Origin of the sequence: uncultured Mycobacterium sp. (assembly GCF_964249325.1) — a bacterium.
In the GTDB taxonomy this organism is placed as follows: Bacteria; Actinomycetota; Actinomycetes; order Mycobacteriales; family Mycobacteriaceae; genus Mycobacterium.
In genome coordinates this window covers 1-11,309 of the sequence record NZ_CAXUCH010000139.1, presented here as the reverse complement: position 1 = coordinate 11,309, position 11,309 = coordinate 1, and the positions used below count along the sequence as shown (strand labels likewise).

10 protein-coding genes and 2 pseudogenes are annotated in these 11,309 nt (G+C 65.6%); 9 read left to right on the top strand and 3 right to left on the bottom strand.

Translation table 11 applies throughout. The annotated features are described in order from the left end of the window. A pseudogene (locus tag ACFE99_RS16600) lies at positions 1-524 on the top strand (TobH protein); the annotation flags it as partial. 17 nt (positions 525-541) lie between these two features. Further along, a complete protein-coding gene (gene manA / locus ACFE99_RS16595; protein ID WP_375487159.1) occupies positions 542-1,768 on the top strand; it encodes a mannose-6-phosphate isomerase, class I in 1,227 nt (408 codons plus the stop codon). A 1-nt stretch (position 1,769) separates the two neighbouring features. Here manA and ACFE99_RS16590 read toward each other — a convergent pair whose 3' ends face one another. Continuing rightward, on the bottom strand, positions 1,770-3,128 hold the full coding sequence (locus ACFE99_RS16590) for an FAD-dependent oxidoreductase (RefSeq protein WP_375487165.1): 1,359 nt from the start codon (positions 3,126-3,128) through the stop codon (positions 1,770-1,772). Between the two features lie 73 nt (positions 3,129-3,201). On the opposite strand from ACFE99_RS16590, the gene ACFE99_RS16585 reads away from it, so the two are divergent. The 6 genes from ACFE99_RS16585 to ahcY all read left to right on the top strand — a co-directional run bounded on the left by ACFE99_RS16585 (position 3,202) and on the right by ahcY (position 8,626). Continuing rightward, positions 3,202-4,710: an amino acid permease gene (locus ACFE99_RS16585; RefSeq protein ID WP_375487163.1), complete on the top strand. Its 1,509-nt coding sequence runs from the start codon at positions 3,202-3,204 to the stop codon at positions 4,708-4,710. Between the two features lie 102 nt (positions 4,711-4,812). Further along, complete coding sequence (locus ACFE99_RS16580) at positions 4,813-6,048, top strand: alkane 1-monooxygenase (protein ID WP_375487157.1); 1,236 nt, start codon at positions 4,813-4,815, stop codon at positions 6,046-6,048. Continuing rightward, on the top strand, positions 6,048-6,221 hold the full coding sequence (locus ACFE99_RS16575; RefSeq protein ID WP_375487161.1) for a rubredoxin: 174 nt from the start codon (positions 6,048-6,050) through the stop codon (positions 6,219-6,221). Before ACFE99_RS16580 ends, ACFE99_RS16575 begins: the two co-directional genes overlap by 1 nt. Further along, on the top strand, positions 6,218-6,400 hold the full coding sequence (locus ACFE99_RS16570) for a rubredoxin (RefSeq protein ID WP_083086388.1): 183 nt from the start codon (positions 6,218-6,220) through the stop codon (positions 6,398-6,400). The genes ACFE99_RS16575 and ACFE99_RS16570 overlap by 4 nt, the downstream gene beginning before the upstream one ends. Positions 6,401-6,424: 24 nt before the next feature. Beyond that, positions 6,425-7,072 carry a TetR family transcriptional regulator gene (locus ACFE99_RS16565; protein WP_375487154.1) on the top strand — a complete coding sequence of 216 codons (648 nt, stop codon included), beginning with the start codon at positions 6,425-6,427 and terminating at the stop codon, positions 7,070-7,072. Between the two features lie 81 nt (positions 7,073-7,153). Beyond that, complete coding sequence (gene ahcY, locus ACFE99_RS16560) at positions 7,154-8,626, top strand: adenosylhomocysteinase (protein WP_375487152.1); 1,473 nt, start codon at positions 7,154-7,156, stop codon at positions 8,624-8,626. Between the two features lie 16 nt (positions 8,627-8,642). On the opposite strand, the gene sigC is transcribed toward ahcY, so the two are convergent. Then, positions 8,643-9,197, bottom strand: a complete 555-nt coding sequence (sigC, locus tag ACFE99_RS16555; protein ID WP_375487150.1) for an RNA polymerase sigma factor SigC — start codon at positions 9,195-9,197, stop codon at positions 8,643-8,645. 61 nt (positions 9,198-9,258) lie between these two features. Continuing rightward, a complete protein-coding gene (locus ACFE99_RS16550; protein ID WP_375487148.1) occupies positions 9,259-9,996 on the bottom strand; it encodes a DUF2275 domain-containing protein in 738 nt (245 codons plus the stop codon). Positions 9,997-10,142: 146 nt separating this feature from the next. On the opposite strand from ACFE99_RS16550, the pseudogene ACFE99_RS16545 reads away from it, so the two are divergent. Then, positions 10,143-11,252, top strand: a pseudogene (locus ACFE99_RS16545) (PPE family protein); the annotation flags it as partial. Positions 11,253-11,309 lie beyond the last annotated feature (57 nt).

Sequence of the window (11,309 nt, the reverse complement as noted above, 5' to 3'; positions counted from 1 at the left end):
ACCTGGGACGGATGGCGGACGAACGCGACAGCGAAGCACTGCGCAACAGCGCTGCCCGCGAAGTGTTCACCAACCCCGGCAAAGCGCTTGCCGAGCGCATGTCCGGTCACCGCGTCGCGCTCGCCGGTGACTGCGCTGCCACGTTGGCCCTGGCCCGCCACGGGTCTTCGGTCCTGCTGCGCATCGCCCACCAGGTGGTCGCCGCCACCGGGCTTCCCGACGCGGTAGCGGCGCTGCACGCAGGGTCCCCCCATGCCCCGGACGCCCTTTTCCACGACGAACAAATCGACGGACCGCTTCCCGAGCGGCTGCGGGTTTTAGCGCTGACCCTGGCTGCCGAGCGGACGGTGGTCGCGGCCCGAGTAGGCGGGTTCGACGTCGACCTTGTCACCGCTGAGGATGTGCCGGACCTGCAGGAGGCGTCCGCCGGCGCGGCAACTGGGCTCGGCGTCGAGCAGCAACTGGCAATATTGGCTGTCCGGCTGGAGATGGCTGCTGTTTACATGCGACTGGTGCGCGGATAAACGGGGATATAAAGACGGTGGAACTGCTACGCGGGGCGATACGGACGTATGCCTGGGGATCGCGGACCGCTATCGCCGAATTCACCGGCCGGCCCGTGCCGGCTGCCCACCCTGAGGCCGAACTCTGGCTCGGCGCACATCCGGCCGATCCGGCCTGGCTCGAAACCGACGACGGCGAGAGTTCACTGTTGGACGCGCTGGTCGCCGATCCGGACGGCCAACTTGGTTCGGCGGCCCGCGCCCGGTTCGGTGATGCGTTGCCGTTCTTGGTCAAGGTGCTGGCCGCCGACGAGCCGCTGTCGCTGCAAGCCCATCCGAGTGCCGAGCAGGCGATCGAGGGTTACCTACGCGAAGAGCGGCTCGGTATTCCGGTCTCCTCACCGATCCGCAACTATCGCGACAACCGTCATAAGCCCGAGTTGCTCGTGGCGCTGCAGCCTTTCGAGGCGCTGGCCGGGTTCCGTCCGGTGGGCCGGACCATCGAGTTGCTGCGCGCGTTGGCGGTCTCGGACTTAGACCCCTACATCGAATTGCTCAACGACCAAACCGATGCCGACGGTTTGCGGGCATTGTTCACCACCTGGATTACTGCGCCGCAGCCCGACATCGACGTGTTGGTACCTGCGGTGATCGAAGGTGCGATCCATTACCTCACTTCCGGGACAACGGAATTCGCCGCGGAAGCCAAGACTGTCTTGGAGCTCGGCGAACAGTATCCGGGCGATGCCGGTGTACTGGCAGCTCTACTGCTCAACCGCATCAGCCTTTCTCCCGGTGAGGCGATCTTCCTGTCGGCCGGCAATCTGCATACCTATCTGCGCGGTGTCGCGGTGGAGGTAATGGCCAACTCGGACAACGTGTTGCGCGGTGGGCTGACGCCCAAGCACGTCGATGTGCCGGAATTGCTGCGGGTGCTGGACTTCAGCCCGACCACCGAGGCGCAGCTGCGGGCGCCGGTTCACCGCGACGGACTCGAGCTCATCTACGACACCCCGGCAGCCGAGTTCGCGGCCTCGGTGCTGACGCTCGACGGCGAACACCTGTGCCATGAGGTCGACGCGCCGTCGCGCCATGACGGTCCCCAAATCTTGTTGTCCATCGAAGGTTCGACGACCGTGCACGGGAAATCCCGGGCGCTGACGCTCAACCGCGGCATGGCGGCGTGGGTGGCTGCTGACGACGGGCCGATCAGGCTGATCGCGCGTGAGCCGAGCAAGCTGTTCCGGGCCACCGTGGGCCTGTGAATTAACGGACGTCCGCGCTGCGCCGCTCCCGCCACAGCTGTCGGCGCTCGGCCAGCCACAGACGCAGGTTGTGGCGGACGGCCCGGGCGATCAGCGCTGGCGAGGGAACCATGTAGAGGCTGTCGAGCAGCGAGAACCTGCGCAAAAACCATTCGGCCAGAACGGGATCAGTCTCTGCGGCGCCAAGGAACTGGTCGAACAACTCACCCACGGGGTGATACCACCACGGTGCCGGGCCGCCGGCGTGGTGGAAGGTGAGATCCCCGATAGCGTTCATCAACCACACCGGGTAGGTCGTTTTGGCGGTGGCGCGGTTCAGTTCGCGCGCCAAGTCGCCGCCCGGGCCAGAAGCGAGCGCGCGTCGCAGATGACCGGCCTGCAGCGAGGTCATCGTCATCCCCTGGCCGAACGTGGGATCCAAGCTGGCCACCGCATCGCCGAGCGGCACGATCCCTGCCGGAAAGCGGTCCAGTTTGTCGTAGCGACGCCACTTGCTGGTCGGGAAGCGGTGGAACGCCACCTCCCCAATCGGTTCGGCCTGCTCGAGCGCGGCGGTGAAGTGTGCGGGCAGCAGTTTCTCGGCAAGCACACGCATCTCGGAAAACATTTGTGGCGGTTGAACTTTGGCGACGCCGAAGGTAGTCAGAATCCAGATGCCGTCCTCGTAGGCCAGCATGCCCAACCCCAGCGGCTGCTGACGAGACGCCCCGCAAACCACAACCCGTTCCCGAATCACGCCCTCGGGCATGCGGAACTGGTGTGACGCGTAGCCGATGCCCACATCGACCACTTCCTCGCGGGGCTGCTGGAAACCCCACTGCGACAACCAGACCGGCAGCCTGCTACCGCGGCCGGTCGCGTCCACTACGAGACCAGCGGGGACGAATTCGCCTTCAGGGGCCGAATCCAGCAGCACCCCGGTCACTCGCCGCGCGTCGACGTCAAAACGTGGCTCGACGACCGAGCGCTTCTGGATCTCGACATTGGCGATGCCGCTGACCCGGCGCCGGATCTGCCACTCCAAATGTGGCCGACTCGGCACATAGGCGGTGAACTCTTCACGCAGCGTGTGCCCCGTCCCCAGTACGTGCCCGGCGGCACCGAAGTAGATGCAATCCGGCCGGTTCTCCAGCATGGGCACCCCCGCGGCGACCATGTCTGCGAGCAGACCGGGGAACAAGCTTTCCAACTCCTGGGCGCCGCGGGCCATCAGCAAGTGCAGATGTCGTCCCTGCGGGACCGCGCTACGGTTGGCCGGGGCGCCCGGCAGGTTGTCGCGTTCGAAAACTGTCACCCGCTCGTAGACATCCGAGAGCACCCGCGCCGCACACAACCCCGCGATGCTGGCCCCGATGACGATCGCTGTTTTCCCGCCGTTTCGCTGCGTGGTTTCGCCGCGCATGCCCGGAGAGTACTCGGTACTGTCCCGGTTCATGGCCGGTGGATGGCGCACCAAGTCAATCGAACAGTCGATCGCCGACACCGACGAATCGAGCACCCAACTGCGCAAGAGCCTGTCCTGGTGGGATCTCGTGGTGTTCGGCGTGTCGGTAGTGATCGGCGCGGGCATCTTCACGGTGACCGCGTCGACCGCCGGCAACATCACTGGCCCGGCCATCTGGATATCGTTTTTGATTGCGGCGGCCACCTGCGGGCTGGCAGCGTTGTGCTACGCCGAATTCGCCTCGATGCTGCCCGTGGCGGGCAGCGCGTACACCTTCTCCTACGCCACGTTCGGTGAATTCCTGGCCTGGGTCATCGGCTGGAATCTGGTGCTTGAGTTGGCCATCGGCGCGGCCGTAGTGGCCAAGGGCTGGTCCAGCTATTTCGGGACAGTGTTCGGATTCGCCAAGGAGACAGTGGCTTTCGCTTCTTACAGCCTCGACTGGGGCGCCCTGGTGATCATCGCGCTGGTGGCGACGCTGCTGGCACTGGGCACCAAGTTGTCGTCGCACTTTTCCGCCGTCGTCACCGCAATCAAGATCTCGGTGGTGGTGCTGGTCGTGATCGTCGGCGCCTTTTACATCAAGAGCGCCAACTACTCGCCGTTTATCCCCCCGCCCGAAACCGCGCACGGTGGAACCGGCGTCGACCAATCGGTGTTGTCGCTGGTGACTGGCGCGCATACCAGCCATTACGGCTGGTATGGCGTGTTGGCCGGCGCATCGATTGTGTTCTTCGCGTTCATCGGGTTCGACATCGTGGCCACCATGGCCGAGGAGACGAAAGATCCGCACCGCGATGTCCCGCGCGGCATCCTGGCCACGCTGGGCATCGTCACCGTCCTTTACGTTGCGGTCTCAGTGGTGCTGTCCGGGATGGTTCGATACACCGAACTGCGGGACACCCCCACCGGCCGGCACGCGAACCTGGCCACCGCCTTCACCGCAAACGGAGTGCGCTGGGCCTCCCACATCATCTCGATTGGGGCGTTGGCAGGGCTGACGACGGTGGTGATGGTGCTGATGCTCGGCCAGTGCCGGGTGTTGTTCGCGATGTCCCGGGACGGGTTGTTGCCGCGCCCGCTGGCTGCGACAAGCCGACGCGGCACTCCGGTCCGGATCACGGTGCTGGTCGCTGTGCTGGTTGCGGTGGCGGCCTCGGTGTTTCCGATGGCCAAGCTCGAGGAGATGGTCAACGTCGGAACGTTGTTCGCGTTCGTCTTGGTGTCGGCAGGGATCGTGGCGCTGCGCCGAACCCGTCCTGACTTGCGGCGGGGTTTCCGTGTTCCGTGGTCGCCGCTCCTGCCGATCATGTCGGTGTGCGCGTGCCTGTGGCTGATGTTCAACCTCACCGCGTTGACCTGGGTTCGGTTCGCGGTCTGGATGGTGGTCGGCATCGCCATCTACGTCGGTTACGGCCGAGGGCACTCGGTGCTGGCCAACCGGCCGCCGAGCAGCGACGCCAGCCCGGAAGCCGAACCGACGACCGCGGCGCCGTAGCCGCTTAGTTTTACAAATTACGGTCTCGTGTCTAGACACAAGACGCAAACCGCCGTATTGTCCAATCTCAACGTGTTCTGATTCGCGAGGAGGTTGGGCAATATGGCCGGTGAAGTGGCCAACCACGCCGATGCCGACGTGGTGGTGTGGCAAGACAAGAAGCGCTACTTGTGGCTGCTCGGCCTGATCGCGCCGACAGCGCTGCTGATCGTCCTGCCGATCGTGTGGGCCATGAACCAGGCCGGCTGGCGGACCGCCTCCCAAGTGTTGTTCTGGATCGGGCCGATTCTGCTGTACCTCGTGTTGCCCGTACTGGACCTGCGCTTTGGCCCCGATGGACAAAACCCACCTGACGAAGTCATGGAGCGGCTGGAAAACGACCGCTACTACCGCTACTGCACCTACGCCTACATCCCGTTCCAATACGCCAGCGTCATCCTCGGCGCGTACCTGTTCACCGCGTCGGACCTGAGCTGGCTGGGCTTCGAGGGGTCGCTCAGCTGGCCGGCCAAGATCGGCCTGGCGCTGTCGGTGGGCACGCTCGGTGGCGTCGGGATCAACACCGCGCACGAGATGGGCCACAAGAAGGAGTCGCTGGAACGCTGGCTGTCCAAGATCACGCTGGCCCAGTCCTGCTACGGGCACTTCTACATCGAGCACAATCGTGGCCACCATGTGCGGGTGGCCACGCCAGAGGACCCGGCGTCATCCCGATTCGGTGAGACGTTCTGGGAGTTCTTGCCGCGCAGTGTATTTGGCAGCCTGCGCTCGGCGTGGCGACTGGAGGCCCAGCGGCTGCGGCGGCTGGACAAAAGCCCATGGCGTCTGTCGAACGACGTGCTCAACGCCTGGCTGATGTCGGTCGTGTTGTGGGGCTTGCTGACCGCGGTTTTCGGCCCGGCGCTGATCCCGTTCGTCATCATCCAGGCGGTGTTCGGCTTTTCGCTGCTGGAATCGGTGAACTACCTTGAGCACTACGGGCTGCTGCGGCAAAAGACCGGCAGTGGCCGCTCCCAGGGCCGCTACGAGCGCTGCACACCGCAGCACAGCTGGAACTCCGACCACATCGTGACCAACTTGTTCCTGTATCACCTGCAGCGGCACAGCGATCACCACGCCAACCCGACGCGGCGTTACCAGACGCTGCGCAGCTTTGCCGACGCGCCCAGCCTGCCCAGCGGTTACGCGTCGATGATCGCGCTGACCTATTTCCCGCCGCTGTGGCGCAAGGTCATGGACCACCGGGTAATGGCCCACTACGACGGCGACATCACCCGCGCCAACGTCCATCCGCGCCGGCGGCGGCACCTGCTGGCCCGTTATGGGGCGGCGGCATGATGGCCGCCTACCGCTGCCCGGTCTGCGCCTACGTCTACGACGAAGCCAAAGGCGCTGAGCGGGAAGGCTTTCCGGCCGGCACGCCATGGGATGAGGTTCCCGACGACTGGTGCTGCCCGGACTGCGGAGTACGGGAAAAGATCGACTTCGAACAGATAGGAGCAACCCGATGACTGACTACAAGCTATTCGTGTGTGTCCAATGCGGCTTCGAATACGACGAGGCGCTGGGCTGGCCGGAAGACGGCATCGCACCCGGCACCCGCTGGGACGACATCCCCGACGACTGGAGCTGCCCGGACTGCGGCGCGGCCAAGTCGGACTTCGAGATGGTGGAGGTCGCTCGTTCGTGACGCGCCGGCGACGGGGACGAAGCGATGAGAAGGAGCGGCGCAGTATTAAGCGCTAACCTCGCGCATGTGAAACGGGTCCCGTACGCTGAGGCGTCGCGGGCCCTGTTGCGCGATTCGGTACTCGACGCGATGCGGGAACTGTTGCTGACCCGCGACTGGTCGGCCATCACGCTGGCCGACGTGGCCCGCGCCGCGGGCATCAGCCGGCAGACCATTTACAACGAGTTCGGCTCGCGCCAGGGCCTTGCGCAGGGATATGCCCTGCGGTTGGCGGATCGACTGGTCGACCTGGTCGAGGCGGCGATCTACGACAACGTCGGCGACATCGACGCCGCGTTCTTGGAAGGCTTTCGCGCATTCTTTACCGAGTCGGCGGCCGACCCGCTGGTGATCTCGCTGCTGACCGGCGTTGCCAAACCGGATCTGCTGCAGCTGATCACCACCGACAGCGGTCCCATCATCACGCACTGCTCGGACCGGCTGACGTCGTCGTTCATCAACAGTTGGGTCAAGGTCAGCGCGGATGACGCGGGCATACTCGCTCGGGCCATCGTGCGGCTGGCGATCAGTTACGTCTCGATGCCGCCGGAGGCCGACCACGATGTGGCCGCGGATCTGGCGCGGTTGTTCACCCCGGTCGCCGAACGGTATGGCGTCATAGAAGCGCACTGACCCGGCATGATGGCGGCGCCGGATCACGACTAATGTATATGCAAGCTAACTAGTTGAATCGACGAGGATTGGGTGCACACCATGACGACCACCGAAAACGCGCTGAGCACCGACGTTCGCAACGGCATCGAATACAAGGTCGCCGACCTGTCGTTGGCGGACTTCGGCCGCAAGGAGATCGAGCTCGCCGAGCACGAGATGCCTGGCTTGATGTCGTTGCGGCGTGAGTACGCCGAAGTGCAGCCGCTCAAAGCCGCCCGCATCTCGGGATCGCTGCACATGACCGTGCAGACCGCGGTGCTGATCGAGACGTTGACCGCGCTTGGTGCCGAGGTCCGGTGGGCGTCGTGCAACATCTTCTCCACCCAGGACCACGCCGCGGCGGCGGTGGTCGTCGGCCCGCACGGTACCCCGGAGGAGCCCAAGGGCACCTCGGTGTTCGCGTGGAAAGGCGAGACGCTCGAGGAGTACTGGTGGGCCTGCGAGCAGGCGCTGACCTGGCCGGGTGAGCCCGCGAACATGATCCTCGACGACGGCGGGGACGCCACGATGCTGGTGCTGCGTGGCATGCAGTACGAGAAGGCCGGTGTGGTGCCGCCAGCCGAAGAGGACGACTCGACCGAACACAAGGTGTTCTTGAACCTGCTGCGCACGCGATTCGAGACCGACAAGACCAAGTGGACGAAGATCGCGGAGTCGGTCCAGGGCGTCACCGAAGAGACCACCACCGGCGTGCTGCGGCTCTACCAATACGCCGCGGCGGGCGATCTGGCGTTTCCCGCGATCAACGTCAACGACTCGGTCACCAAGAGCAAGTTCGACAACAAATACGGCTGTCGCCATTCGCTGATCGACGGCATCAACCGCGGCACCGACGTGCTGATCGGCGGCAAGAAGGTGCTGATCTGCGGCTACGGTGACGTCGGCAAGGGCTGCGCGGAATCGATGGCCGGCCAGGGTGCGCGGGTCACCGTCACCGAGATCGACCCGATCAACGCGCTGCAGGCGCTGATGGAGGGTTATGACGTCAAGACGGTCGAGGACGTCATCGGCGAGGCCGACATCGTCGTCACCGCCACCGGCAACAAGGACATCATCACGCTCGAGCACATGCGGGCGATGAAGGACAAGGCGATCCTGGGCAACATCGGCCATTTCGACAACGAAATCCAGATGGCCGCGCTGGAGCGCTCCGGGGCCCGGAAAACGAACATCAAGCCGCAGGTCGACCTGTGGACGTTCCCCGACACCGGCAAGTCGATCATCGTGCTGTCCGAGGGGCGGCTGCTCAACCTCGGCAACGCCACCGGCCACCCGTCGTTCGTGATGAGCAACAGCTTCTCCAACCAAGTGATCGCCCAGATCGAACTGTGGACGAAAAACGACGAATACGACAACGAGGTGTACCGGCTGCCCAAGCACCTCGACGAAAAGGTGGCCCGCATCCACGTCAGCGCGCTCGGCGGACATCTGACCAAGCTCACCAAAGAGCAGGCCGAATACATCGGCGTCGACGTCGACGGCCCCTACAAGGCCGACCACTACCGCTACTGACAGCGCGCTCGGCGTGCTATCCGGTCAGGTCGTCGCGTTCGAGGGCGGCCAGCAGTGCATCGCGGGCGCGCGCGACGCGGGAGCGGATCGTGCCGACCGGGCAGCCGCACACCACCGCGGCGTCCGCGTAGGACAAGCCGAGCAACTGGGTGAGCAGCAGCGCTTCTCGTTGTTCGGCGGATAAAGCGGCGATCATCGTCGTCACCTCGACCAGGTCTTCGAATCCTCGGGTCGGGCGGTCGCGGTGAAGCAGACGTTCGGGGTCGGCACCGGGTGCGGTGCGTGGCCGGGACCGAGCGTGACGGAGATGGTCGGCGACGACGCGACGCGCGATGGCCAGTAGCCACGTGCGGGCGGGTGAGCGTCCCGAGAAACGCTGGATCGCCCCGATCGCCCGCAGGAAGGTTTCCTGGGTGAGGTCGTCGGCGCAGCTTGCATCGGACAGGTAGGCGACGAACCGCCAGACGTCCTGCTGGGTGGCTTTGATGAACGTTTCGAGCGCCCGCGAGTTTCCGCGCGCAGCTGCCAAGGCGAGTGCGGTGACGGCCTCGTCGTCGCTGCGCGCAGTCATCGTCCCTCACCTTAAACCGGGCCCACATGTGCTACGACGGATTGTCGTAGATTGCCTGTCGCTAGGCCGCCGACCGGTTGATGGGCCACAGATGTGCGCGCCGTCGGCCGCGGGCAACGGGGACTGTCGGCACGGGCTCGTCGACTGCTGCGTCGGCTGCGCGGGGCGTGTTCGTCCCGGCACGTTCCCGCGCCACCAGCCACGCGCAAACCACACCGGCCAGCAGCGGCAAGTGACTGGCGATACGCGCCCCGGTGACCTCGCCGTCGTAGGCGTCAACTGCGACATAACCCAGCAGCGCCGCCGCGAATGCACCGGCGATCGCGGCCACGCCCGCCGCGGCGGCGGTCCATATCCCGGCGGCAATCATCGCCACACCCAAGGCCAGCAACCACGCGGTGGACTCATGCAACAAATGCATGCCGGTCGCCGCCCCATGGCCGGAGGTCGACACCATCCCGAAATCGACGCCGGCGATTTGCGCTAACGCCACCGCGACCTGCAACAGCCCCACCGCAATCAGCGCCCACCGTCGGTAGTCCGACGTCAGCCCGTGCAGCCAGCGGCGATGTGGTGCTGTCGGCGCGACTGCGGCGTTCGCCATGATCTTGTCGACGAGATCTGGGCCGTGGCCCACATCGGCTGCGGCCAGCCGGCGAGTCTGCACGGCCACTCCGATCAACCAGGCACGGCAATCGGGGCACGATCCCAGGTGGGCGTCGACGCGCTGCTCCGGTACCTCATGAGATTCGCCGTCCAGTCGGGCAGACAGCGCTTCCCGCGCCACTTCACACCGCATCCCTGCATCCTCGCGCATTCCTGGGCTGGCGCAAACGGGCTGGGAACCAAACCGCGGCGGGCCGCGACAACTTAGGTGTTCGACGGTATTCGACGCCACAATCCTGGGAGGGCTTTCGTGTCGGTGCGACGGTTGGTTAGCGGGTCATGACGGCGCCGGTGTGGATGGCGTTGCCGCCCGAAGTGCACTCGGCCTTGCTGAACAGCGGCCCAGGCCCCGAAGCCTTGCTGGCCGCCGCCAGTGCATGGTCGTCGCTGAGCACTGAATACGCCTTGGCCGCAGACGAACTCACCGCCTTACTGGCGGCGGTGCAGGCCGGCGCCTGGCAGGGGCCCACCGCCGAGCAGTATGTCGCCGCCCACGGCCCCTACTTGGCCTGGCTGGTCGACAGCGCCGCGAAGAGCACAGTCGCGGCGACCATGCACCAGACAGCGGCCGGCGCCTACACGTCCGCGCTGGCGACAATGCCGACCCTGGGCGAACTTGCTGCCAATCACGCCATTCATGCACTGCTGGTGGCCACCAACTTTTTTGGCATCAACACCATCCCGATCGCGCTGAACGAGGCCGACTACCTACGAATGTGGGTGCAGGCCGCCGAGACGATGAGCACCTACCAAGTGGTGGCCGGATCTGCGCTCGCGTCGGTGCCGGTAACCGCACCGGCGCCGCAGATCGTCGTTCCCGGCGGCGAGGCCACGGTCGCGCCAACACACACCGCCGCCATGGCCCCGGCCGCGCAGTCCGGTGCGCACCTCGACAGCGCGGATGCCTCGGCCACCGCGCAGCAGGCCAGCACGACGGCGTCGTGGCAAGACCAGCTTGCGGCCTGGCTGCACGACTACACGCAGAATTTCGCTTGGCCACTCGGCAAAGTGCTCTACCCCAACGGGTGGCCCATTCCCGCGGTGCCATTCGCCAATGCGGTCAGCTCAATGCTGATGCAGATCCCGCGAATGTCGCCGGTTCTTGCGACCGCTCTCGCCTGGGCGATCTTCCACACGTTGATGCTCGTGTGGCCCTTCGTCCAGCTGGCGCCGCTGGCGGTCCCCGTCATGCTGGCCGCTGTCGTGGCGGCGGGTGTTTCGGCGACGGCAGGACTGGCGGGATTGGCTGGGTTGGCGGGCAGCGTTCCTTCGGCGGACATGCCGATGCCGGCGGTCGCCCCCACGCCCGCACCCGTGAGCCCGTCACCCGCCGCGGCACCGGCGGCAACGGAATCAGCCCCTTCGTCATGTTCAGCGTCGCCATGTGCTCTCCTCTCAAGTAAGCAGTAGGCAGTAGGCAGTAGCCGGAGACCCGTGAGGATAACG